This is a genomic window from Iocasia fonsfrigidae, from assembly GCF_017751145.1.
GTDB classification, from domain to species: Bacteria; Bacillota; Halanaerobiia; order Halanaerobiales; family DTU029; genus Iocasia; species Iocasia fonsfrigidae.
In genome coordinates, this window is sequence record NZ_CP046640.1 from 3,257,161 (window position 1) to 3,280,531 (window position 23,371).

Genomic DNA, 23,371 nt, shown 5'->3' on the forward strand with positions numbered 1-23,371 from the left:
TTCTTTTAAATTTATATAAATGTTTGTAACGGGGCAGTATAACAGAGATATCCAAAATAAATTGTATTACAGGACAGAGTAATTGTCAAGGTAATTAAAGAAGAAATCAATTAATAAAAAACTTCCAGGAGTGTCAAGCCCTGGGCAGGTGCTGTAAAACCTGCCTTCTCTCTTTTACCTGACTCAATTATCTCTTTTACCTTATTATATGGTATTTTGCCTGTTCCTATTTCAATTAATGTACCTACTATAATTCTGACCATATTATAAAGAAAACCATTTCCTATTATCTCAACCCAAATCTCAGTTTCTTTATTTATGACTTCAAGTAATTCAATCGTTCTAACTGTATCCTGCATAGAACTCCCTGCTGACTGAAAAGAAACAAAATCATGAGTCCCTTCAAAATATCGAGCCGCCTCTAACATTAATTGATAATCCAGGGGATGAATATAATGATATACATAATTTCTATTAAAAACAGAGGCCCTTCTTTGATTATAGATTCTATAACGATATTTTTTCCCTTTAGCATCATAACGAGCATGAAACTCAGGTTCAACCTCCTCAGCTATCTTACAGGAAATATCAGCTGGTATTAATCGATTTAAAGCCCTGGAAATTCTATCAGTTGGTATATTGACATTAATAAAAAAATTGGCTACCTGGCCAAGGGCATGAACCCCTGCATCAGTACGACCAGCAGCAGTTAAGCCTACCGGTCCTTTATTTATCTTGCTAAGACTCTTCTCAAGTACCCCCTGTATTGTTTTAGTGGTATTTTTCTGTTTCTGCCAGCCACTATAATTAGTTCCATCATATTCCAGAGTTATTTTGATATTCCTTTTCATAAATACCACCTAAATAAAGCTAAGAGAATCTGTTCGAAAAGTATCAGTATATACACTGGGATTATATAATCCCCTATTTATACCTTTTCAAACACACACTAAAAGAAACTAATACCGATTCCCATGAGAATTGAAATAATAAGTGCAATAATATCATTGGGTTTTATCTGTAACTGGTGTAGTCGTGTTCTTCCTTCACCACCATGGTAACAGCGCGATTCCATAGCAAGAGCAAGGTCATCAGCCCGCCTGAAAGCACTAATAAAAAGTGGAACCAGTAATGGAATCAGATTTTTAGCCCTTTGAATTATATTACCACTTTCAAAGTCAGCACCCCGGGCCATCTGTGCCTTCATTATCTTTTCAGCCTCTTCTAATAGAGTGGGGATAAACCTTAAAGCAATTGTCATCATCATAGCTAATTCTCCTGCAGGAACACCAAATCTCTTCAAGGGATTTAATAAATACTCAATACCATCAGTAAGCTGTAAGGGTGAGGTAGTCAGGGTCAAAAGTGAAGTAAACATTATCAATAGTAATATACGGCTCACCATAAATAAACCTGTAAATAACCCTTCTTCTTCAATACTAATAAAACGCCATTCCCAGATAACACGTCCACCTTTAGTTAAAAAAATATGGAGTAGGAATGTCAGTATAATCAAAAAGAATATCGGCTTTAATCCCTTAATAACACGCATAGCTGGCAGACGTGATAAAAAAATAACAAAGATAATAAAAACAAAAAAAATCCCAAAACCAAGGAACTGATTAATAAAAAAAAGTGCTGTTATAAGTAAAATAGTAATTATTATCTTAATACGTGAATCCAGACTATGAACAGGAGAATCACCTGGTATATATTGGCCTACTGTAATGTCTTTTAACATCAGCTAATTCCCCTCATTTCCCGTGAAATCTCACTAATGGCTTCAGACATTGTAAAAATATTTGTCCTGACACCTTTCCCCTTTTGTTTTAAGCGCCAGAGTATTTCTGTGATCTCCGGCAGATCAAGAGCCAGTCTCCTTATTTTTTCAACCTGTCCAAAGACTTCCTGAGGAGAACCGTCAAGGGCAATCCTACCTTGATTCATCACAAGCACCCTGCTGCTGAGTCTAGCTATCTCTTCCATACGGTGTGATATTAATATAATCGTCATATCATACTGATTATATAAGTGCTTTAATAGATTGATTAATTGTTCCCTACCCTGGGGATCCAGACCAGCAGATGGTTCATCAAGTATCAAGGCCTGTGGCTTCATGGCCAAAACCCCGGCAAAAGCAACCTTTCTCTGCTGCCCCCCACTTAAATTAAAGGGAGAACGCGTTTTGAAAGCAGCAAAATCAAGTCCCACCAGTTTCATTGCCTCTTCAACCCTTTCCTGAATTTCTTTATTACTTAAACCCAGGTTACGAGGTCCAAAAGCAATATCATCATAAACTGTTTCTTCAAAAAGTTGATGTTCTGGATACTGAAAAACCAGACCAATCTTACGCCTGATCTCTTTTAAATTAATCTTTTCCTTAGTAATATCCTGTCCATCTACTACAACACTACCAGTAGTAGGTTTTATTAATCCATTTAACAACTGTACTAATGTTGATTTTCCTGAACCAGTATGTCCAATCAAACCGATAAACTCATTGTCCTGAATGCTTAAATTCACTTTATCCAGGGCCTTATGTTCATCTCCCTGTTTATAGATGTGTGTTACATTTTCCACCTTTATGAACATAAATTACTCACCAACTCATCTATTGACAGTACCTCCGGCAGCTTAATTCCTTTTGTCCTTAAACCATGTGATAGTTCAACAACTACCGGCACATCCAAATTAATCTTTTTTAACCCCTCAATATCCTTAAAAATCTCTCTCGGTCTACCTTCTCTAAAGATAGAACCCTGGTTCATCACAACTACCCGATCAGCCTTGATTGCTTCTTCCATAAAATGTGTAATATGAATGATAGTAATACCCTTTTCTTTATTTAAAAAAGTAATAGTATCCATGACCTCTTTCCGCCCCTGAGGATCAAGCATTGCTGTAGGTTCATCAAGGACTATACAGGATGGTTCCATAGCTATGATACCAGCTATAGCAATCCTTTGTTTTTGGCCACCTGATAATTTATGAGGGGCTTTTTTTTCATACCCTGACATACCCACCATTTCAAGGGAGTTGTTGATACGCTTCCTGATCTCGGCTGCAGGTATCCCCAGATTTTCTGGGCCAAAAGCAATATCATCTTCTACCATAGTAGCAATCAATTGATTATCTGGATTCTGGAATACCATTCCAACCCTCTGACGGATCTTTAAACGGTTTTCTTCAGCACGGGTATTTAATCCATCTACTATAATCTCTCCTGCTGTAGGCAGCAATAAAACATTTAATAATTTAGCAAGGGTAGATTTTCCAGAACCATTTCCACCAATTACAGCAACAAATTCACCAGCCTCTATTGATAAATTAATATCATATAAGGCCGGTTCTTCCAGTTGACTATATACAAAATCTACCCCTTTTACTTCTAACAATCCCATCTTAATAACACCTGCATTCCTATTCTACCAGTTCAATAATCGCCTTTTCACTGGCATCGCCCCTCCGGGGATACATCTTAAGTATTCTGGTATATCCCCCTGGCCGATCAGAAAACCTGGGAGCAATTTCATCAAACAATCTCTGAACGATTTCTTTATCTTTGATACGTTTTAATACCTTACGGCGGGAACTTAGATCATTCTTCTGGGCTGTTGTAATCATTTTTTCAGCCATTGGTCTTAATTCCTTAGCCTTGGGCAGTGTAGTCTCCAGGCGTTCATGTCTAAAAAAATCAGTCAGCAGATTATTAAACATCGCCTTACGATGTGGAGTTGTTTTACCTAATTTACGCTGAGGCATATATCATCCCTCCTTTTAAATTTCTGGTTCCTTTAAATCTAGTTCAAGCTCTGTTAATTTTTCTTTAATCTCCAGTAATGATTTTTTTCCAAGATTTCTAACCTTCATCAGGTCATCTTCTGTCTTACTGGTCAATTCCCCTACTGTGTTAATACCAGCACGTTTAAGACAATTAGAAGAACGAACAGATAATTCAAGTTCTTCAATAGTAGTATCAAAAATCTTATCCTTTTCTTCTTCTTCTTTTTCTACCATTATTTCAACATCATTTACTTCATCTGTCAAATTAATAAAGAGTTCAAGATGTTCAGTCATAATTTTAGAAGAAAGACTTACTGCATCTTCAGGTGAAATACTGCCATTGGTGATCACCTCTAATACCAGTCTATCGTAATCAGTCACCTGACCAACCCTGGTATTTTCAACCTTAAAATTAGCTCTTTCAATTGGACTGAAAGAGGAATCAATAGGAATCAGGCCAATAATTTTATCAAAATGTTCCTGATTCTCCTCAGCAGTAACATACCCCCTACCCCTTTCAACAGTAGCTTCCAGGACTAAACTGCCATCTTCAGATAAGGTAGCAATATGATGATCCTTATTAATTATCTCCAGATCACCAGATGTTTTAAAATCACCGGCAGTAACCTCACCCTCACCCTCTACATTAAGGGTGATTTTCTCAATCCCATTACCAGTATACTTAATAACAACCTCTTTTAAATTAAGGATTATTTCTGATACATCTTCTACTACACCTGGTACAGTAGAAAATTCATGTCTCACTCCATCAAACTTTACTGATGTAATAGCTGCTCCAGGGAGAGAAGAAAGAAGTATTCTTCTCAAGGAATTGCCAAGGGTAGTACCATAACCCCTTTCCAGTGGAGCAACCTCAAATTTACCTACCTTTTTGTCACTTTCAACTATCTCTACACGAGGCTTTTCTATTTCTATCATTAACGCGATACCCTCCTTTTAGAAGGACAAAATATCTTAACAAATACAGCAATTTCACTCCGCTGATTACCTGGAATAAAACTCTACAATTAAGTGTTCTTCAACAGGATAATCTATATCTTCCCTTGTAGGGAGTGAAACAACCTTTCCCTCTGCCTTTTCAAGGTTAACACTTAACCAATCTGGTGTGGTAATTTCAGAGTTGAATTCAAATACATCTTTAAATCTCTTGCCTTTACGACTCGCATCCTTAACAGCAATTACATCATCAACATCAACCTGATATGAAGGAATATTTACCTTCTTACCATTTACCAGTATATGTCCATGAAGGACAAATTGTCTTGCTTCATTACGTGATGTAGCAAAACCCATCCGATAAACAGTATTATCCAGTCTTCTTTCTAATAACTGTAAAAAGTTTTCACCAGTAACTCCCGGCATATTCTCAGCCTTTGCAAAGTAATTCCCGTATTGCTTTTCTAATATACCATAAATCCTTCTTACTTTTTGTTTTTCTCTTAGCTGAAGACCATATTCAGATAATTTAATTCGACCCTGACCATGTTCTCCAGGGGGATAAGCACGGCGTTCAATTGCACATTTATCAGTATAACAACGTTCCCCTTTAAGATATAGTTTCTCACCTTCACGGCGACATAATCTACAAACAGAACCCCTATATCTTGCCATTTATTTGCACCTCCATTTACATTATAAACAGTTTTATAGTATTTTAAACTCTGCGTCTTTTAGGTGGACGACATCCATTATGAGGAATAGGAGTAATATCCTTGATAAGGGTAACATTTAAACCTGCTGCCTGAAGAGACCTAATAGCTGATTCTCTACCTGAGCCTGGTCCCTTAACAAAGATCTCTATCTCCTTAACCCCCTGGTCTACTGCCTGTTGGGCGGCATCTTCTGCAGCAATCTGAGCTGCAAAAGGAGTACTCTTTCGTGAACCTTCATAACCAACCTTACCAGAACTTGACCAGGCAACTACATTTCCCTTATCATCAGTAATACTAATAATTGTATTATTAAAAGTAGACCTAATATGGGCCTGACCTTTATCAATATTACGTTTAATCTTTTTCTTGCTCTTTTTAACCCTTTTCTTTGCCTTAGCCATCTATTTACCTCCTCTTCGATTATTCAGCCTTTCTCCTGATTCCAACAGTCTTTTTAGGCCCTTTACGTGTACGGGCATTTGTCTTAGTACGTTGTCCGCGTACTGGCAGTCCTCTCCTGTGGCGAAGCCCACGATAACTACCAATATCCATCAAACGTTTAATATTGCCCCGCACTTCACGTCTCAGCTCTCCTTCAACCTGATATTTATCTATTTCTTCCCTGAGTTTGGCTATCTCAGCTTCAGTCAGGTCTTTCACCCTGGTATCAGCATTAACACCAGTGGCTTCAATTATTTTATTAGCAGTAGAACGGCCTATCCCATAAATATAAGTCAACCCGATTACTACCCTTTTATTTCTTGGAAGATCTACACCTTCTATACGTGCCAAATTAGTTCACCTCCATTTATTATCCTTGACGTTGTTTATGCTTGGGGTTTTCACAGATTACCATTACTTTACCTTTCCGCCTGATTATTTTACATTTATCACAGATAGGTTTAACTGATGGCCTAACCTTCACCTCTATCACCCCTTAATCTTTATATTATTATTTGGCCTTATGACGATAAGTGATTCTCCCCCGGCTTAGGTCATAGGGAGATAATTCAACTGTAACCTTATCACCTGGTAAGATCCGGATGAAATTCATCCTCATTTTTCCTGAAACATGGGCCAAAACCTTATGACCATTGTCAAGCTCAACCCTGAACATTGCATTAGGAAGTGGTTCTACAACCGTTCCCTGAACTTCAATAGGTTCCTCTTTTGCCATATAGTCATTTAGCCTCCTCATTTTTCTGATAATCTTTAATCGCCTTTTTTATGTCCTCATTCCGAACGCGTTTTCCTTCTAATAACCATATAGAAATTTCTCCAAAATGATATCCTGCTGGTCTCACATGTTTAATATTCTTACGTTTGGGGTTTTCAATCCTTTTCTTATCCCCATCAGAAACCTGTATATAGTCTTCATCAACAATTTTAACTACTAGATAATATTTACCTTCATCTCTACCAGCTGTTGAAATAACCAGGTCACCTAATTCAAATCGAGAACTCATAACTTCAACTCCATTTACTTAAAGACCACTGGATATTATATCACATTATTGATATCCAGTTCAATCCCTGTTTCTATACTTTACTAAGGATTTCTGGCCCATTATCTGTAATAACAATAGTATTTTCATAATGAGCTGATAATTTCCTGTCTTCAGTTACTACAGTCCACTCGTCAACAAGTGTTTTAACACGAAATGTACCCACATTTACCATGGGTTCTATCGCCAGTGTCATACCTTTTTTGAGTAAAGGACCTCGACCGGGGGAACCAAAATTGGGTATCTGCGGGGATTCATGCATCTCTCTACCTATACCGTGTCCCACATAATCCCGGACAACCGAAAATCCCTTTCCTTCAACAAATTTTTGAATTTGATTTGATATATCAGTTAACCTATTTCCAGGATAAGCCTTTTCTATCCCTTGAAAAAAGGACTGCTCTGTAACCTCAATCAGTTCTCTGGCCTGATTACTAATCTTACCAACCCCAAATGAACGGGCAGCATCACCATGAAATCCTTCATAAAAAGCACCAATATCCAGGCTGAGCAGATCCCCGTCTTCAACACGCCTTTTTTTGCTGGGAATACCATGTACTACCTCTTCATTGATTGAAACGCAAACAGATGCCGGATACCCCCTATACCCTTTAAATGATGGAACTGCACCTTTGTTTCTAATAAACTCCTCACCAAGCCTATCTATCTCAGCAGTTGTAATGCCAACAACTATCATTTCCTTAAGGAAATGATGAGTTTCAGCAACTATCTGATTAGCCTGGCGCATTATATTAATCTCTCTGGGAGACTTCAGGACAATCATTTATAAATCCACCTCTATTTTCCCTTTTATCTGTTCAAACACCCCATCTATACTATCGCCCTGAACGGTCACTAATATATCTCTCTTACGGTAATAATCAATAAGCTTCTTTAACCTTTTAGCGTGTGCTTGTATCCTATGCCTTATTGTTTCTTCTTGATCATCACTACGCTGTATTAGCTTACTTCCACATTTATCACAAATACCCTCTTTTAAAGGTGGATTAAATTCTAAATGATAGGAAGCACCACATTCAAGACAAACCCTTCTACCAGACAGTCTTTTAACCAGACGATTACTGGCAACCTTAATATATATTGCAAAATCTAGTTTCTTACCTGCTCCATTTAAAAAATCTGTAAGTGCCTTAGCCTGTTGTAGGGTTCTGGGAAAGCCATCGAGAATAAAGCCCTTAGCCAAATCAAGTTCTAGAAGATATTTTTTAACCATTTTAATAGTATCTTCATCAGGAACGAGTTCCCCTCTATCTATATATTGCTTAGCCTTTTTCCCTAATGGTGTTCCCTCATCAATTAACCGCCTAAAAATATCACCAGTCGCAATATGAGGCAGGCCGGTCTCACGGCTAATCAATTTAGCCTGTGTTCCTTTTCCGGCACCAGGCAAACCCAATAATATCAGGTTCATAATCCTCCCCCTTTTACTCCATATGCCTACTTCATAAAACCTTCATAATGTCTCATCAAAAGATGTGATTCAATCTGCTGCATTGTCTGTAAGGCTACACCTGTCATAATTAGAAGTGATGTACCACCAAAACTTATTGCTACACCAGTAAGCGGACGAATAATAAAAGGTAATAAGGCGATAAATGTCAAAAACATCGCCCCGGCCAAAGTTACCCTGAGCACTACCCTTTCTAGATAATTTACTGTAGCTTTACCCGGCCTGATTCCTGGTATAAAACCACCATATTTTTTCATATTTTCCGCTACATCTTCTGGGTCAAAGGTAAAAGCAGTCCAGAAGTAAGTAAAGAAGAAAATCATCAGTGCATATAAAAATAAATAGAATGGCTGACCAGGTGCCAGTATATCAGCTAATCCCTGTGCCCAACCAAAAGGAAGGACCTGGGCAATAACAGTTGGAAACATTAATACTGAGGATGCAAAAATAACAGGGATAACACCTGCCTGATTTATTTTTAATGGAATATGGGTATTCCTTCCCCCATAAACCCTTCTCCCTACAATCCTTTTAGAATACTGTACAGGGATTCTCCTTTCACCCTGCTGGATAAAGATAATGCCAGCAATTATCACTAAAGCCAGAACAGCAAATATCAGTACATTTAAAATTGATATTGAACCAGCTCTGACCAATTTCAAAGTCTGCCAGATATCCCCGGGAAAACGAGAAATAATTGAGGTGAAGATTATTATTGAAATACCATTACCTATTCCCTTATCAGTTATCTGTTCACCTAACCACATTAAAAAAGCAGTTCCTGCTGTAAGGCTAATAACAATCAAAAACAGATTAAAAAAATTAGGGTCTTCTACTGCCGGCTTTACATACATGGTTATTCCATATCCCTGAATTAAAGCCAGAACAATAGTACCGTATCTGGTATACTGTGTCATTTTCTTTTTACCCTCATTACCTTCTTGCTGCAATTTCTTTAAAGCAGGAATAACACCTGTTAACAGCTGCAGGATAATAGAGGCGGTAATATAAGGTGTAATACTCATAGCAAAAATTGTAAAATTCCTCAATGCACCACCAGCAAAAAGATCGAGAAAATCAAACACATTTCCAACTCCACCGCCAAATAGCTGTTCCCTCAAAGTAGCTATATTTACCCCCGGAACAGGGATAAAAGCACCCAGGCGGTAGATAACCATCATAGAAATAACAAATAAAATTTTCTTCCGTAATTCTTTTACCTTAAAGGCATTGCCTAGAGCAGATAACACCTTAAATCACCTCTGCCTTTCCGCCAGCTCCCTCTATTTTTTCCTTAGCCGACTTTGTGAAAGCATTGGCTTTGACAACCAGTGCCTTTTCAATCTCGCCTTCACCAAGGATCTTTACCCCTGATTTAGCTATTTTATTAATAACACCAGACTCAAGTAATTTCTCCGGGGTTACTTCTTCATTTTTATCAAATTTATTTAGTTGATAAACATTTACCTCATTAAATTCTTTTTTGTGAATATTGGTAAATCCCCTTTTTGGTAAACGTCTGAACAGGGGTGTCTGACCACCCTCAAAAGTAGGTCTAACTCCACCACCAGAACGGGCATTTTGACCATTTGCACCACGTCCTGAAGTATAACCTCTTCCAGAGCCTATACCACGACCTACACGTTTGCGTTTCTTTTTAGAACCTTTATTAGGTTTCAAATCATGCAGATTCATTTGTCCACCTCCTTATTACCCAAGGATTTCTTCTACAGTTTTACCTCTCAATTTAGCAACTTCTTCAACTCTTTTTAATTCGCCAAGCCCAGTAATTGTTGCATTTACCATATTTATCGGGTTAGTTGAGCCTAGTGATTTAGTCAAAATATCACTAATACCGGCTAATTCGATTACCGCTCTTACCGGACCACCTGCAATAACACCAGTACCAGGAGCAGCCGGTTTTAGCAGTACTGAACCTGCACCAAATTGGCCGGTCACCTCATGTGGGATAGTAGTCTCAACAATCGGAACCTCCACTAACTTCTTTTTAGCATCATCAATACCTTTACGAATAGCTTCAGGTACTTCATTGGCTTTCCCGATACCAGCACCCACATGGCCATTACCATCCCCAACAACAACAAGGGCACTAAAGCTGAAATTACGGCCACCCTTAACAACTTTCGCAACACGGTTTATATTGACAACACGTTCTTCAAGATCTAATTTATCGGGATCAATAATCTTCATGAATTCGCCTCCTTCTTGCTAAAAATTTAAACCCTTCTCTCTAGCCGCTTCCGCTACTTCTTTTACCCTACCGTGGTATTTATAACCACCACGATCAAAGACAACTGTCTTGATACCTTCTTCCAAGGCCCTTTCTGCAGCAAGCTCACCGACTAACTTGGCTGCTTCTTTATTACCACCGTATTCGATAGAATCTTTCACAGCCGGGTCAAGGGAAGAAGCAGCAACCAGGGTATGGCCAGATAAATCATCAATTATTTGAACATAGATGTTTTTAGAACTCCTATATATATTCATTCTTGGTTTTTCTGGAGTCCCCAATACATTATTTCTAATCCTCATATGACGTTTTTTTCTCGGGGTCATTTTACCCATACCATTCACTCCCTTCCTTTAACCTGTTTTACCAACTTTACGTCTGATGTGTTCATCAACATATTTTATGCCCTTTCCTTTATACGGCTCAGGTTCTCTAACTGACCTGATTTTAGCAGCCATTTCACCAACTAACTGTTTATCAATACCCTTGACAGTTATATTGGTATTTTTATCTACTTCAAATTCTATTTGGCCCTCTGTTTTAATAATAACAGGGTGTGAATACCCAACCTCTAATTCCAGGTCTTTACCTTTTAGTTTAGCATTATAACCAACACCAACCATTTCTAATTTCTTTGCAAACCCTTCTGTAACCCCAGTTATCATACTTTCAATTAAACTCCTGGTTAAACCGTGTAATGACCTGTCTTCCCTATTATCTGAAGACCGTTCAACAATAACCTGGTCATCTGTAATATTTATAGTCATCAAAGGACTAAATTCTTTACTAAGTTCACCCTTAGGCCCTTTGACAGTTAATTTATTCTCATCTTGTTTAAGTGTTACTCCTTCTGGAATATCAATCGGCAATCTTCCAATACGGGACATTCCTTTCACCTCCATATGTGAAAATTTTAGTTAACAAGCATCTATCCACATCATACAGGTTTATCTACCAGACATAACAGAGGACTTCTCCCCCAACCTTATCATTACGGGCATTCTTGTCAGTCATTAAACCCTTTGAGGTAGAGATAACAGCTATACCAAGTCCGCCAAGTACTCTAGGTATCTCATCTTTTTTAACATAAACCCTCAGACCAGGCTTGCTTATCCTTTTCAAACCAGAAATAACCTTTTCCCCATTTTCGCCATATTTAAGATAAACCCTGATAGTATTTTGAGGACCATTTTCTATAACTTTATAGTCATTGATAAACCCTTCTTCCTTTAAAAGCTCAGCAATATTTATTTTCAGCTTTGAAGCAGGTATATCTACACTATTCTTGTCTGTACTATTCGCATTCCTGATACGCGTCAACATATCTGCAATAGGATCAGTAATATTCAACTTACAAACCTCCTTCCAGTTTACCAGCTTGCTTTCTTTACTCCTGGTAGTTCACCTTTATGAGCCAATTCCCGAAAACAGATCCGACAGAGATCAAATTTGCGGATATACCCACGTGGTCTACCACATCGTTTACATCTATTTACAGTGCGTGTTGAATATTTAGGTTCTTTATTGGCCTTTTCTACTAAAGCTTTACGAGCCACTTCTTTATTACCCCCTTACTGTTCTAATTAAAATATATTATTAGGGACGAAATTTAACCCTATTCTTCTTTAAAAGGCATTCCCATCATTTTTAACAGTGCATGTGCCTCTTCATCAGTCTCTGCTGAAGTAACAATAGTAATCTCAAGCCCGTGTACTGTATCAACATTATCAACACTTATTTCCGGAAAAACAGTATGCTCTCTAATCCCCAGACTGTAATTTCCTCTACCGTCAAATGACTTAGAAGAAACACCCCTGAAGTCTCTAATACGTGGAAGGGTAATATTTATTACCTTATAAAGAAATTCATACATTTGATTTCCACGTAGGGTTACTTTTACACCAATCGGCATACCTTCACGGATTTTAAAATTGGCAACAGACTTCTTTGCCCTTGTTATAGTAGGTTTTTGTCCGGTAATTACAGCAATTTCATCTACTACTATGTCCAGTAATTTCTGATCTTCTTTAGCATCTCCTAGACCAACATTAACAACAACTTTCTCAAGTTTTGGTACAGCCATTACACTTTGATAATTAAACTCCTCAACAAGCTTTGGAACAATCTCTTCTTTATATTGAGTAGCTAATTCAGGCATTTAGTATACCCCCTTTCAAACTACTTATCTATATCTTCACCACATTTTTTACAAACCCTTACTTTACTGCCATCATCTAAATATCCTGCAGCAAATCTAGTTCTTTCATCACAACGCGGACAAACTAATTGGACATTAGATAAATGAATAGAACCTTCATTTTCTATAATACCGCCCTGAGGCATATCCTGTGTCGGACGCATGTGACGGTGAAGAATATTAATACCCTCAACTATCACTCGCTCTTCTTTAGGGATAACACTCAGTACTTTACCACGTTTTCCTTTATCTTTACCAGCGATTACCTCTACTTTATCACCTTTTTTTATTCTCATGATACTCCCCCCTTTACAAAACCTCAGGTGCTAAGGAGATTATTTTCATATAGTTTTTATTCCTTAATTCCCGGGCTACAGGCCCAAATATACGAGTCCCTTGTGGGTTATTTTGTTTGTCAATAATAACTGCAGCATTTTCATCAAATCTAATATAAGAACCATCAGAACGTTTTAATTCCTTTTTTGTCCGAACTACTACTGCTTTAACAACATCACCCTTTTTAACCATACCACCAGGAATGGCTTCCTTAACAGTTGCAACAATTACATCACCAATTTTAGCATAACGTTTCCTTGAACCACCTAAGACTTTAACACATAAGAGTTCACGTGCCCCGGTGTTATCCGCAACCTTCAAACGGCTTTCAGACTGAATCATCAAAATTCCTCCTTTCTACAGGGGAAATTACTTGGCTTTTTCGACAATATCGACCACACGCCATCTCTTGGTTTTGCTTAAAGGGCGTGTTTCCATAATCTTAACCTTATCCCCTTCTCTACATTCATTTTCCTCATCATGAGCTTTAAAGGTATTGGTCTTTTTTACTGTGCGTTTGTAAAGAGGATGCTGGGTCCTTTTTTCTACAGCAACACTCACTGTTTTATCCATTTTATCGCTGACTACTATGCCAACTAATGATTTCCTTTTGTTTCTTAGCTCGACCATCTTTGACCTCCTCCCTATGCCCTCTTAATACCGAGTTCCATTTCACGCAACACAGTCTTTACCCGGGCAATATTACGCTTAACCTCTTTAATACGCATGGGGTTATCAAGTTGTGCCGTCGCATGTTGAAACCTTAGATTAAATAACTCTTCTTTAAATTCCTGTAATTTTTGATCAAGTTCTACTTTGGTCATATCTCTTAATTCATCAGCCCTCATTAGAATCACCATCCATTTCTTCCCTTTTAACGAAATGAGTTTTGATAGGCAATTTATGAGCTGCCAATCTCATGGCTTCACTGGCTAATTCTTCACTAACACCGGCTATTTCAAACATAATCCTACCGGGTTTTACTACAGCCACCCATTTTTCTGTGGCACCTTTACCACTACCCATACGGGTTTCAGCTGGTTTTGCAGTTACAGGTTTATCAGGGAAGATCTTAATCCAGACCTTACCTCCCCTTTTTATTGATCTGGTCATCGCAACACGGGCAGCTTCAATCTGCCTGTTTGTAATCCAACCAGGCTCAAGTGCCTGTAATCCGAATTCACCAAAAGAAATCTCGGTTCCTCGAATCGCCTTTCCTTTCATTCGACCTCGATGTTGCTTACGATGTTTTACTCTCTTTGGTATTAACATCTAAAGGCCTCCTTTCCCTTATATAACTTTATAGCCAATTAGTCATTATCTACTTCTGGTAGTATTTCACCTTTATTAATCCAAACCTTAACACCTATTTTCCCATAGGTGGTATTTGCTTCAGAAAAACCATAATCTATATCAGCTCTTAAAGTATGCAGTGGTACACTGCCTTCATTATAACCCTCGGTCCTGGCCATTTCAGCACCACCAAGACGTCCACTACTTTGAACCTTAAATCCTTCAGCACCCATTCTCATCGATCGATTCATGGCCTGTTTCATTGCCCGTCGAAATGATACCCTTCTTTCCAACTGGGAGGCAATATTTTCAGCAACCAGCTGGGCATCTAGATCAGGATTGTTTACTTCAACAACATTTATCTGAACCTTCTTACCGGTCATCTTTTCAATTTCCTGCCTTAAACTATCTACTTCAGACCCTCCGCGTCCAATTACCATGCCAGGACGTGCAGTATAAATATCCAATTTCAACTGATTGGCAGCTCTACCGATTACTACTCGTGAGATACCGGCATCAAACATCTTTTCTTTAACATGATTTCTTATCTCCAGATCTTCCTGTAAAAGCTGTGAATAATCTTTTTTATCAGCATACCATTTGGCATCCCATTCCTTTATCACACCAACACGAAGACCATGGGGATGGATTTTTTGACCCAAAATTTATCCCTCCTTTTTTTCACTTACAATTATCGAAATGTGACTTGTTCTCTTTTTGATCATACTTGCCTGACCCTGGGCACGGGCGCGCCATCTTTTCATGGCTGGGCCTTCATCTACATAAGCTTCTTTAACATATAAATCATCTGCTAACATATCATGGTTATTCTCTGCATTAGCAACAGCTGAGTTTAATACCTTTTCTACCAATTGAGAAGCCTTTTTGGGCGTATTTCTTAAAATACCAATGGCCTCACCAATATTTTTCCCTCTAATTAAATCAACAACCAGTCTTGCTTTCCGCGGGGAAATCCGTACATATCTGGCAACAGCTTTAGCCTCCATTAATAACCCCCCTTTACCTTACACAATTTTATTTTAACGATGTGGAGCGCTCTGTATGATGACCATGACCCCTGAATTTACGGGTCGGAGCAAACTCTCCCAATTTATGTCCAACCATATCCTCTGTTATATATACAGGAACATGTTTTATTCCATCATGAACGGCAATAGTATGACCTACCATTTCAGGAAATATTGTAGAACTCCTTGACCAGGTTTTAATAACACTTTTTTTATCTTTTTCATTCATTTCCCTGATCTTGGCAATAAGGCTCTCTTCTACAAAAGGTCCCTTCTTTAAAGACCTACCCAATATAAACCCTCCTTTCGATGTTTACCGTTTTTTAGCATGGCGTGAACGCACAATATAACGATCAGATTTCTTGGTTTTCCTGGTCTTTTTACCCATTGTTGGTTTACCCCAGGGTGTAACTGGATGACGTCCTGCTGGCGACTTGCCTTCACCACCACCATGTGGATGGTCATGTGGGTTCATAACAACACCACGAACAGTTGGTCTTTTACCTTTCCAACGAGACCTACCTGCTTTACCAACAGTAATATTCTCATGGTCTATGTTACCTACCTGACCAATAGTTGCTTTACAATCCATTCTAACCAGGCGTACTTCCCCGGAAGGGAGTTTAATATGGGCATACTTCCCTTCCTTAGCCATAATCTGCGCCATGGTCCCTGCTGACCTGGCTAACTGTCCACCTTTACCTGGACTTAATTCAACATTATGAATTATAGTACCAACCGGTATATCCTTTAATTTAAGGGAATTACCAGGTTTTATATCGGCATTTTCACCAGACATTACAGTTTCTCCAACACTAAGTTTATTTGGAGCTAAAATATAACGTTTCTCACCATCTGCATATTTCAAAAGGGCAATCCTGGCTGACCTGTTTGGATCATATTCAATAGTACTAACCAATGCAGGTACGCCATCTTTGTTACGCTTAAAATCAATCATACGGTAACGGCGTTTATGGCCACCACCCTTATGGCGGGTAGTTATTCTACCATCAACATTACGTCCACCAGACTTTTTTAATGGAGCCAGCAGGCTCTTTTCAGGTTTAGTTCTACTTATTTCAGAAAAACTTGAAACTGTCATATATCGTCTGGAAGGAGTAGTCGGTTTAAACTTCTTAATCGCCATTATCTTTCCCTCCTTATCCTTGAACAATTTATATTTTACAACTTTTTTTCAAATTACATACCTTCAAAAATTTCTAGTCTATCACCGGCAGCTAGTTTAACCATAGCTTTTTTCCAGGCAGGGGTTCTTCCTTCTTTGAAACCCATTCTCCTTTTCTTACCAGAAACATTCATGGTATTAACCTTTAATACCTGAACATTGAAGATATCTTCAATGGCATTTCTAATTTCAACTTTGTTGGCTTTCCGGGCAACTTTAAATGTATAGGTATTATTCTCTTCTATTAAATCCATACTTTTTTCAGAGATAATAGGAGAAATAATTACATCCCTCGAGTCCTTCATTTAGCCAACACCTCCTCAATCTTCGCAACAGCCTCTTTTGTAATAATAATAAAGTCATTGTTGAGTAAATCATAAGCATTCAATGAACTTACAAGCAAGGTTTTTACCCCAGGTATATTACGTACTGAGAGATAGACATTCTCATCTTTTTCCGGGATAATGATTAATACCTTTGCCTCCCCAAGATTGAAGTTATCTAGAATTTCAACCATCTGTTTTGTCTGTGGTTTAACAAATTCAAGTTCATCAATTACCAGTACACTATCACTTTGAACCTTATCACTTAAAATCGACCTTAAAGCAATTTTTTTAACCTTCTTGTTGAGCGACTTATTGTATGAACGAGGTTTTGGTCCAAAAACAGTACCACCGCCAACCCAGAGTGGTGAACGAATACTACCATGTCTGGCCCGACCGGTACCTTTTTGACGCCATGGTTTACGACCACCACCGCGTACTTCACCTCTTGTTTTTGTTGAGGCAGTTCCCTGTCTCCTACCAGCCAGCTGGGCATTAATAACCTCGTGAACTACATGTTCATTTATATCATCATTAAATATACTATCAGCTAAATCTATATTTCCAACCTCTTTACCAGTTGTATCATATTTAGCTATCTGCGGCATCGCTAATTCCCCCTTTCCACAACTAAATTAACTAATTTGATACCTTTACAGCATCTTTGATCCAGACTATACCTTTATTAGGGCCTGGCACAGATCCTTTAACCAATAACAAATTTCGGTCGGTATCTACCTTTACTATTTCCAGGTTCTGAATAGTTACCCGGTCATAACCCATTCTTCCTGGAAGTTTCTGGCCTTTAAAAACACGTGCTGCATCTGTTGCCCCGATAGAACCAGGTGCCCTATGTGAATGTGAACCATGAGTCTCAGGTCCACGCTGGAAATTGTGCCTTTTAATGGTTCCAGCAAAACCCTTACCTTTGGAGATACCTGTTATATCTACAAGTTCACCATCTGCAAACTGTTCTACAGTTAATTCATCACCTTCATTAACATCCATTTCAAAATCCCTGAGTTCTTTCAAGTATTTCTTGGGTGTTACATCTGCCCTATCAAAATGACCTTTCTCCGGTTTATTTGTCCTGAATTCAGCCTTATCCCCAAAACCAAGCTGAATTGCATTATAACCATCGGTTTCTTCTGTTTTCTTCTGTGTTACAATACATGGCCCGGCCTCAATGACAGTTACCACAACAGCAGTTCCGTCATCATTAAACACCTGGGTCATTCCAACTTTCTTGCCGATAATTCCTTTAGCCACGTCTCTTACACCTCCTGACAATTATAGCTTAATCTCTATATTTACACCTGCTGGTAAATCCAATCTCATTAATGCATCAACAGTCTTCGAGTTAGGGTCAACTATATCTATTAATCTTTTATGGGTACGCATTTCAAACTGCTCCCTGGAGTCTTTATGAACATGTGGTGAACGCAAGACAGTATATACTTCTTTTTCTGTCGGAAGTGGTACAGGACCTGATACATTGGCACCGGTCCTCTGGGCTGTATTTACTATCTTCTGGGCTGATTGATCCAGCAGTTCATGTTCAAATGCCTTTAAACGAATTCGTATCTTTTCGTGTTTAGCCATATTCTTCCCTCCTTCTCGGGTGAAAATCTATATTCAGAAACATAGAAAAAGAGAGGAGAAAATGCTCCTCGCTTTTTCTAACTATTTACTCAATAATGTCGGTTACAACACCGGCACCTACTGTATGGCCGCCTTCACGGATAGCAAACCTTAAACCCTCTTCCATAGCAATCGGGGTTATCAGTTCACCTACCATCTCTATATTATCTCCAGGCATTACCATTTCTACTCCTTCTGGTAGAGTGATTATACCAGTAACATCTGTTGTCCTAAAGTAAAACTGTGGCCTGTATCCATTAAAGAATGGGGTGTGCCTTCCTCCCTCTTCTTTTGATAAAACATATACCTCTGCCTTGAATTTTGTATGCGGGGTTATACTTCCTGGGGCTGCTAATACCTGTCCCCGTTCAATATCTTCCCTCTTTACTCCCCTTAATAGGGCTCCTATATTATCCCCGGCTACTGCTTCATCTAACAGTTTCCGGAACATCTCTACTCCTGTCACTACTGTCTTTTCTGTATCTTTGATCCCTATTACCTCTACTTCATCTCCTGGATGCAGGGCCCCTCTTTCCACTCTACCTGTCGCTACTGTCCCGCGCCCAGTTATACTAAAGACATCTTCAACAGGCATCAGGAATGGTTTGTCTGTTTCTCTTTCTGGTTGTTCAATATAGCTGTCTACCTCATTCATCAACTCTATAATCTTGGAGCCCCATTCCCCTTCCGGGTCTCCATTTTCCAGAGCCTTTAAGGCAGAACCTACTACTACTGGTATCTCATCACCTGGAAAGTCATATTCACTTAATAGTTCTCTAACTTCCATCTCTACTAATTCTATTAACTCTTCATCATCAACCATATCTGCTTTGTTTAAGAATACTACTATATTTGGTACTCCTACCTGACGAGCCAGCAGAATATGCTCTCTGGTCTGGGGCATTGGTCCATCTGCTGCAGATACTACCAGAATAGCTCCATCCATCTGGGCTGCACCTGTAATCATATTTTTTACATAGTCAGCATGTCCTGGACAGTCAACATGGGCATAATGCCTTGCTTCGGTCTCATATTCAACATGTGCTGTCGCTATGGTGATTCCTCTTTCTCTTTCTTCTGGTGCATTATCAATTGTATCAAATGCCCTTACCTCTGCTCCACCAAAGTTAGACAGTACTGTTGTTATTGCTGCTGTTAATGTTGTCTTACCATGGTCAACATGACCTATTGTACCGATATTTACATGTGGTTTTGTCCTTTCAAACTTTTGCTTTGCCATTAAAAATTCCTCCTTAAAATATTAAAATATATAATTTTTAAACAGTCAGATTTATTGATTAGTCTCCCATAATTTCTTCTGCAATACTCTTAGGTGCAGGTTCATAATGAGAGAACTGCATTGTATAGGTAGCACGCCCCTGTGTTTTAGAACGCAGATCTGTTGCATATCCAAACATCTCAGATAAGGGTACAAATGACTTTACAACCTGGGCTGTTGCCCTCGGCTCCATACCCTGTACCTGTCCACGGCGTCCATTAAGGTCACCAATAACATCACCCATGTATTCTTCTGGAACAACAACCTCAACCTTCATAACAGGCTCTAGAATCACAGGTCTAGCCTTTTTAGCTGCCTCTTTAAATCCTATTGAACCAGCAATTTTAAAGGCCATTTCTGAAGAATCAACCTCATGATAACTACCATCATTTAAGCTAACCTTCAGGTCAACCATTGGATAACCAGCTAGAACACCATTTTCCATGGCTTCTATGATACCAGACTCAACAGCAGGAATGTATTCCCGTGGAATCGAACCACCAACAATATTATTTTCAAATTCAAAGCCTCCACCTTCACCGAGTGGTTCAATGTCAATAACTACATGACCATATTGCCCCCGACCACCAGACTGACGAACAAATTTACCATGGACACCATTTACCTTTTTAGATATTGTCTCACGATAAGCAACCTGTGGTTTACCAATATTGGCATCAACTTTAAATTCCCTTAATAGACGGTCAACTATTATCTCCAGGTGTAATTCACCCATCCCCTTAATAATAGTCTGACCAGTTTCTTCATCAGTCTTAACTTTGAAAGTAGGATCCTCTTCAGCCAGACGCTGTAATGCCATACCAAGTTTATCCTGGTCAGCTTTACTCTTCGGTTCAATAGCTACATCAATAACTGGTTCAGGGAATTCCATTGCCTCTAATATAATGGGATTATCTTCATCACAAAGTGTATCCCCAGTAGTAGTGTTTTTTAAACCTACAGCTGCAGCCAGGTCACCAGCATGAACAGAATCTCTTTCTTCACGGTGATTAGCATGCATCTGCAAAATACGTCCAACCCTCTCTCTCTTACCTTTGGTTGAGTTAAAAACATATGAACCAGCCTCAAGTACACCTGAATATGACCTGAAAAAGGCCAGTTTTCCTACATAAGGGTCTGCCATAATTTTAAAGGCCAGGGCAGAAAAAGGTTCATCATCACTGGCTTTCCTGACTGCTTCCTCTTCACTATTGGGGTCTATTCCTTCAACTGGAGGTACATCCAGTGGTGAAGGTAAATAGTCAATAATAGAATCAAGTAATAATTGAACACCCTTATTTTTAAAAGCAGAGCCACAATAAACAGGAATCAAACTAACATTAATAACCTCTTCCCTGATAATATCCTTCAGGTCTTCAGCCTTAATCTCTTCACCTTCAAGATATTTCATCATCAATTCATCATTTTTTTCTGCCAGGGATTCTATTAGGTTTTCTCTGTATTTTTCAGCCTTTTCCTGGTATTCCTCAGGGATAGCTGTCCTTTCATAGTTTACACCAAGATCATCTTCATATATGACTGCATCCATATTAACAAGATCGATAACACCTCTAAAATCATCTTCCTTACCAATAGGGAGTTGAAATGGTACTGCATTAGCACCTAATCTCTCTTTCATCATATCTAAGACCTGGTAAAAATCAGCACCCATTCTATCCATTTTATTTACAAAAGCAATTCTGGGGACTTTATATTTATCAGCCTGCCGCCAGACAGTCTCCGACTGGGGTTCAACACCACCTACAGAACAAAATAATGCAATAGCACCATCAAGAACACGGAGTGACCTCTCAACCTCTACAGTAAAGTCCACGTGTCCGGGCGTATCTATAATATTTATACGATTTTCCTTCCATTGACAGGTAGTCGCTGCTGAGGTAATAGTTATGCCCCGCTCCTGTTCTTGCTCCATCCAGTCCATTACAGCGGCTCCATCATGAACTTCTCCCATCTTATGGACCCTTCCTGTATAATAAAGGATCCTCTCAGTGGTTGTAGTTTTCCCAGCATCTATATGAGCCATAATACCAATATTACGAGTTTTATTAAGCGGAAATTGACGGGCCATCTATTTCCCCCTCCCTTCTTATAGTTATAATCTTATATATATCTAATACTACCATCTATAATGAGCAAATGCCTTATTAGCTTCAGCCATGCGGTGTACTTCTTCTTTTTTCTTAACAGCACCACCAGTATTATTAGCTGCATCTATTATCTCATTGGCAAACCTTTCAGTCATGGTACGCTCTCCCCTGTTACGGGCAGATTCAGTTAACCAGCGGATAGCAAGACTTAAACGCCTGCGGTCATTTACCTCAACAGGCACCTGGTAGTTAGAACCACCAACACGCCTTGATTTAACCTCTAAAACTGGCATAATATTTTCTAATCCCTTTTTTAAAACCTCAATACCCTCTTCATCAGTATTTTCTTTAATCTGATCAATGGCGTCATAAAATACACTTTCGGCAATACTCTTTTTGCCGTCCAGCATAATTTTATTAATCATTCGGGTGACAATTATATCATTATATACAGGATCAGCTAATACCTCTCTCTTTTCAGCTCTATTTTTGCGCATCTAGCTTCCCTCCTTTACTTAGGTCTCTTTACTCCATATTTAGATCTTCCCTGTTTGCGGTCATCAACACCGGCAGTATCAAGGGCACCTCTAACAATATGATACCTTACACCAGGCAAGTCTTTAACCCTTCCGCCGCGTACAAGAACAACAGAGTGTTCCTGTAAATTATGTCCAATCCCAGGGATATATGCAGTAACTTCAATCCCGTTAGTTAATCTTACACGGGCTACCTTTCTAAGGGCTGAGTTAGGTTTTTTAGGGGTTGCCGTATAAACCCTGGTACAGACCCCTCTCTTCTGCGGTGAATTCTGTAAAGCAGGTGCAGATTTTTTCTTACTAACCTTTTTACGACCCTTACGGACTAATTGACTAATTGTTGGCATAAGCACACCTCCTTCCAGTTATTTCAATAATGCAGCACAAGCAGCTGAAACATCTATACCACAAGCCCTGCCCAGTTTTAACTTGCTCTCAACCTTTTCTACTGATAAATTATTCTTTCTACTTGCCTCTATAAGTTTAGTCTTTATATGTTTATCAATATCTTCAGCAATAAATATTTTAGCTGCTTTACCATTATTAATGACATGTAATGTCTGCTTTGTACCAACAACTTTATTCTTCTGTTTGGCCAGCTCTGTCAGTACCATTACATCTCCTCCTGAAGACATCTTTTACTAACACACACTTAAGTATTTTAACACCTTTACCAGTCTATGTCAACAAAAATTTATTTAATTAGTATTAATACTAATTAAAATATCAAACATACTATACGGGGGGTTTTTACCCCCCGC

General features: G+C 38.7%; 40 protein-coding genes. All 40 read right to left on the minus strand.

The annotated features are described in order from the left end of the window. Positions 1 to 110: 110 nt before the first annotated feature. Complete coding sequence (gene truA, locus GM661_RS15550) at positions 111 to 851, minus strand: tRNA pseudouridine(38-40) synthase TruA (protein WP_230867663.1); 741 nt, start codon at positions 849 to 851, stop codon at positions 111 to 113. Between the two features lie 98 nt (positions 852 to 949). Further along, entirely contained in the window at positions 950 to 1,741 is a 792-nt protein-coding gene (locus tag GM661_RS15555; protein WP_125991657.1) for an energy-coupling factor transporter transmembrane component T family protein, read from the minus strand. Continuing rightward, positions 1,741 to 2,592, minus strand: a complete 852-nt coding sequence (locus GM661_RS15560) for an energy-coupling factor transporter ATPase (protein WP_230867664.1) — start codon at positions 2,590 to 2,592, stop codon at positions 1,741 to 1,743. The genes GM661_RS15555 and GM661_RS15560 overlap by 1 nt, the downstream gene beginning before the upstream one ends. Then, positions 2,583 to 3,401 (minus strand): energy-coupling factor transporter ATPase, encoded by an 819-nt coding sequence (locus tag GM661_RS15565; protein ID WP_125991661.1) that lies wholly within the window; start codon positions 3,399 to 3,401, stop codon positions 2,583 to 2,585. The genes GM661_RS15560 and GM661_RS15565 overlap by 10 nt, the downstream gene beginning before the upstream one ends. Positions 3,402 to 3,420: 19 nt before the next feature. Beyond that, the gene (rplQ, locus tag GM661_RS15570) at positions 3,421 to 3,762 is read right to left on the minus strand and encodes a 50S ribosomal protein L17 (protein ID WP_125991663.1); all 342 of its coding nucleotides are present in this window, start codon (positions 3,760 to 3,762) and stop codon (positions 3,421 to 3,423) included. 15 nt (positions 3,763 to 3,777) lie between these two features. Further along, positions 3,778 to 4,722, minus strand: a complete 945-nt coding sequence (locus GM661_RS15575) for a DNA-directed RNA polymerase subunit alpha (RefSeq protein WP_125991665.1) — start codon at positions 4,720 to 4,722, stop codon at positions 3,778 to 3,780. Positions 4,723 to 4,788: 66 nt separating this feature from the next. Continuing rightward, positions 4,789 to 5,415 carry a 30S ribosomal protein S4 gene (gene rpsD / locus GM661_RS15580; protein ID WP_230867665.1) on the minus strand — a complete coding sequence of 209 codons (627 nt, stop codon included), beginning with the start codon at positions 5,413 to 5,415 and terminating at the stop codon, positions 4,789 to 4,791. 43 nt (positions 5,416 to 5,458) lie between these two features. After that, positions 5,459 to 5,857 carry a 30S ribosomal protein S11 gene (rpsK, locus tag GM661_RS15585; protein ID WP_230867666.1) on the minus strand — a complete coding sequence of 133 codons (399 nt, stop codon included), beginning with the start codon at positions 5,855 to 5,857 and terminating at the stop codon, positions 5,459 to 5,461. 19 nt (positions 5,858 to 5,876) lie between these two features. Beyond that, positions 5,877 to 6,248, minus strand: coding sequence for a 30S ribosomal protein S13 (gene rpsM, locus GM661_RS15590; RefSeq protein ID WP_125991671.1), 372 nt, complete (start codon positions 6,246 to 6,248; stop codon positions 5,877 to 5,879). A 19-nt stretch (positions 6,249 to 6,267) separates the two neighbouring features. Further along, positions 6,268 to 6,381, minus strand: a complete 114-nt coding sequence (gene rpmJ / locus GM661_RS15595; RefSeq protein ID WP_125991673.1) for a 50S ribosomal protein L36 — start codon at positions 6,379 to 6,381, stop codon at positions 6,268 to 6,270. Between the two features lie 27 nt (positions 6,382 to 6,408). Next, entirely contained in the window at positions 6,409 to 6,633 is a 225-nt protein-coding gene (gene infA, locus GM661_RS15600; protein WP_125991675.1) for a translation initiation factor IF-1, read from the minus strand. Positions 6,634 to 6,637: 4 nt separating this feature from the next. Beyond that, positions 6,638 to 6,922: a KOW domain-containing RNA-binding protein gene (locus GM661_RS15605; RefSeq protein WP_230867667.1), complete on the minus strand. Its 285-nt coding sequence runs from the start codon at positions 6,920 to 6,922 to the stop codon at positions 6,638 to 6,640. A gap of 73 nt (positions 6,923 to 6,995) precedes the next feature. Then, on the minus strand, positions 6,996 to 7,745 hold the full coding sequence (map, locus tag GM661_RS15610) for a type I methionyl aminopeptidase (protein ID WP_230867668.1): 750 nt from the start codon (positions 7,743 to 7,745) through the stop codon (positions 6,996 to 6,998). After that, entirely contained in the window at positions 7,746 to 8,393 is a 648-nt protein-coding gene (locus GM661_RS15615; protein WP_230867669.1) for an adenylate kinase, read from the minus strand. 26 nt (positions 8,394 to 8,419) lie between these two features. Further along, positions 8,420 to 9,682, minus strand: a complete 1,263-nt coding sequence (secY, locus tag GM661_RS15620; RefSeq protein ID WP_230867670.1) for a preprotein translocase subunit SecY — start codon at positions 9,680 to 9,682, stop codon at positions 8,420 to 8,422. A 1-nt stretch (position 9,683) separates the two neighbouring features. Beyond that, the gene (gene rplO / locus GM661_RS15625) at positions 9,684 to 10,127 is read right to left on the minus strand and encodes a 50S ribosomal protein L15 (protein ID WP_230867671.1); all 444 of its coding nucleotides are present in this window, start codon (positions 10,125 to 10,127) and stop codon (positions 9,684 to 9,686) included. Between the two features lie 15 nt (positions 10,128 to 10,142). After that, positions 10,143 to 10,643 carry a 30S ribosomal protein S5 gene (gene rpsE / locus GM661_RS15630; RefSeq protein ID WP_230867672.1) on the minus strand — a complete coding sequence of 167 codons (501 nt, stop codon included), beginning with the start codon at positions 10,641 to 10,643 and terminating at the stop codon, positions 10,143 to 10,145. A gap of 18 nt (positions 10,644 to 10,661) precedes the next feature. Beyond that, positions 10,662 to 11,018, minus strand: coding sequence for a 50S ribosomal protein L18 (rplR, locus tag GM661_RS15635; protein WP_230867673.1), 357 nt, complete (start codon positions 11,016 to 11,018; stop codon positions 10,662 to 10,664). Between the two features lie 18 nt (positions 11,019 to 11,036). After that, positions 11,037 to 11,570 (minus strand): 50S ribosomal protein L6, encoded by a 534-nt coding sequence (gene rplF / locus GM661_RS15640; protein WP_230867674.1) that lies wholly within the window; start codon positions 11,568 to 11,570, stop codon positions 11,037 to 11,039. Positions 11,571 to 11,634: 64 nt separating this feature from the next. After that, a complete protein-coding gene (gene rpsH, locus GM661_RS15645; RefSeq protein ID WP_125991693.1) occupies positions 11,635 to 12,033 on the minus strand; it encodes a 30S ribosomal protein S8 in 399 nt (132 codons plus the stop codon). Between the two features lie 20 nt (positions 12,034 to 12,053). After that, positions 12,054 to 12,239 carry a type Z 30S ribosomal protein S14 gene (locus GM661_RS15650; RefSeq protein ID WP_125991695.1) on the minus strand — a complete coding sequence of 62 codons (186 nt, stop codon included), beginning with the start codon at positions 12,237 to 12,239 and terminating at the stop codon, positions 12,054 to 12,056. A 59-nt stretch (positions 12,240 to 12,298) separates the two neighbouring features. Next, positions 12,299 to 12,841, minus strand: a complete 543-nt coding sequence (gene rplE, locus GM661_RS15655) for a 50S ribosomal protein L5 (protein WP_125991697.1) — start codon at positions 12,839 to 12,841, stop codon at positions 12,299 to 12,301. Positions 12,842 to 12,861: 20 nt separating this feature from the next. After that, positions 12,862 to 13,176: a 50S ribosomal protein L24 gene (gene rplX, locus GM661_RS15660; RefSeq protein ID WP_230867675.1), complete on the minus strand. Its 315-nt coding sequence runs from the start codon at positions 13,174 to 13,176 to the stop codon at positions 12,862 to 12,864. Between the two features lie 13 nt (positions 13,177 to 13,189). Next, on the minus strand, positions 13,190 to 13,558 hold the full coding sequence (rplN, locus tag GM661_RS15665) for a 50S ribosomal protein L14 (RefSeq protein ID WP_125991701.1): 369 nt from the start codon (positions 13,556 to 13,558) through the stop codon (positions 13,190 to 13,192). Positions 13,559 to 13,585: 27 nt separating this feature from the next. Then, complete coding sequence (gene rpsQ, locus GM661_RS15670) at positions 13,586 to 13,846, minus strand: 30S ribosomal protein S17 (RefSeq protein WP_125991703.1); 261 nt, start codon at positions 13,844 to 13,846, stop codon at positions 13,586 to 13,588. A 14-nt stretch (positions 13,847 to 13,860) separates the two neighbouring features. Continuing rightward, positions 13,861 to 14,064 carry a 50S ribosomal protein L29 gene (gene rpmC, locus GM661_RS15675; protein ID WP_125992400.1) on the minus strand — a complete coding sequence of 68 codons (204 nt, stop codon included), beginning with the start codon at positions 14,062 to 14,064 and terminating at the stop codon, positions 13,861 to 13,863. Further along, a complete protein-coding gene (rplP, locus tag GM661_RS15680; protein ID WP_125991704.1) occupies positions 14,054 to 14,488 on the minus strand; it encodes a 50S ribosomal protein L16 in 435 nt (144 codons plus the stop codon). The genes rpmC and rplP overlap by 11 nt, the downstream gene beginning before the upstream one ends. A gap of 38 nt (positions 14,489 to 14,526) precedes the next feature. Beyond that, entirely contained in the window at positions 14,527 to 15,171 is a 645-nt protein-coding gene (gene rpsC / locus GM661_RS15685) for a 30S ribosomal protein S3 (RefSeq protein ID WP_125991705.1), read from the minus strand. A 3-nt stretch (positions 15,172 to 15,174) separates the two neighbouring features. Beyond that, a complete protein-coding gene (rplV, locus tag GM661_RS15690) occupies positions 15,175 to 15,516 on the minus strand; it encodes a 50S ribosomal protein L22 (RefSeq protein ID WP_230867676.1) in 342 nt (113 codons plus the stop codon). Between the two features lie 28 nt (positions 15,517 to 15,544). Then, on the minus strand, positions 15,545 to 15,829 hold the full coding sequence (gene rpsS / locus GM661_RS15695) for a 30S ribosomal protein S19 (protein WP_125991708.1): 285 nt from the start codon (positions 15,827 to 15,829) through the stop codon (positions 15,545 to 15,547). A gap of 21 nt (positions 15,830 to 15,850) precedes the next feature. Continuing rightward, the gene (gene rplB / locus GM661_RS15700) at positions 15,851 to 16,684 is read right to left on the minus strand and encodes a 50S ribosomal protein L2 (RefSeq protein WP_125991710.1); all 834 of its coding nucleotides are present in this window, start codon (positions 16,682 to 16,684) and stop codon (positions 15,851 to 15,853) included. Between the two features lie 53 nt (positions 16,685 to 16,737). Beyond that, the gene (rplW, locus tag GM661_RS15705) at positions 16,738 to 17,028 is read right to left on the minus strand and encodes a 50S ribosomal protein L23 (protein WP_125991712.1); all 291 of its coding nucleotides are present in this window, start codon (positions 17,026 to 17,028) and stop codon (positions 16,738 to 16,740) included. Continuing rightward, positions 17,025 to 17,654 carry a 50S ribosomal protein L4 gene (gene rplD, locus GM661_RS15710; RefSeq protein WP_125991714.1) on the minus strand — a complete coding sequence of 210 codons (630 nt, stop codon included), beginning with the start codon at positions 17,652 to 17,654 and terminating at the stop codon, positions 17,025 to 17,027. Before rplD ends, rplW begins: the two co-directional genes overlap by 4 nt. Before the next feature lie 31 nt (positions 17,655 to 17,685). After that, a complete protein-coding gene (gene rplC / locus GM661_RS15715; protein ID WP_125991716.1) occupies positions 17,686 to 18,315 on the minus strand; it encodes a 50S ribosomal protein L3 in 630 nt (209 codons plus the stop codon). A 21-nt stretch (positions 18,316 to 18,336) separates the two neighbouring features. After that, a complete protein-coding gene (gene rpsJ / locus GM661_RS15720; protein ID WP_125991718.1) occupies positions 18,337 to 18,648 on the minus strand; it encodes a 30S ribosomal protein S10 in 312 nt (103 codons plus the stop codon). 85 nt (positions 18,649 to 18,733) lie between these two features. Continuing rightward, positions 18,734 to 19,927 (minus strand): elongation factor Tu, encoded by a 1,194-nt coding sequence (gene tuf, locus GM661_RS15725; protein WP_230867677.1) that lies wholly within the window; start codon positions 19,925 to 19,927, stop codon positions 18,734 to 18,736. 58 nt (positions 19,928 to 19,985) lie between these two features. Then, positions 19,986 to 22,055: an elongation factor G gene (fusA, locus tag GM661_RS15730; protein WP_230867678.1), complete on the minus strand. Its 2,070-nt coding sequence runs from the start codon at positions 22,053 to 22,055 to the stop codon at positions 19,986 to 19,988. 48 nt (positions 22,056 to 22,103) lie between these two features. After that, a complete protein-coding gene (rpsG, locus tag GM661_RS15735) occupies positions 22,104 to 22,571 on the minus strand; it encodes a 30S ribosomal protein S7 (RefSeq protein ID WP_125991724.1) in 468 nt (155 codons plus the stop codon). 14 nt (positions 22,572 to 22,585) lie between these two features. Beyond that, a complete protein-coding gene (rpsL, locus tag GM661_RS15740; protein WP_125991726.1) occupies positions 22,586 to 22,957 on the minus strand; it encodes a 30S ribosomal protein S12 in 372 nt (123 codons plus the stop codon). A gap of 18 nt (positions 22,958 to 22,975) precedes the next feature. Then, complete coding sequence (locus GM661_RS15745) at positions 22,976 to 23,224, minus strand: ribosomal L7Ae/L30e/S12e/Gadd45 family protein (protein WP_125991727.1); 249 nt, start codon at positions 23,222 to 23,224, stop codon at positions 22,976 to 22,978. Positions 23,225 to 23,371 lie beyond the last annotated feature (147 nt).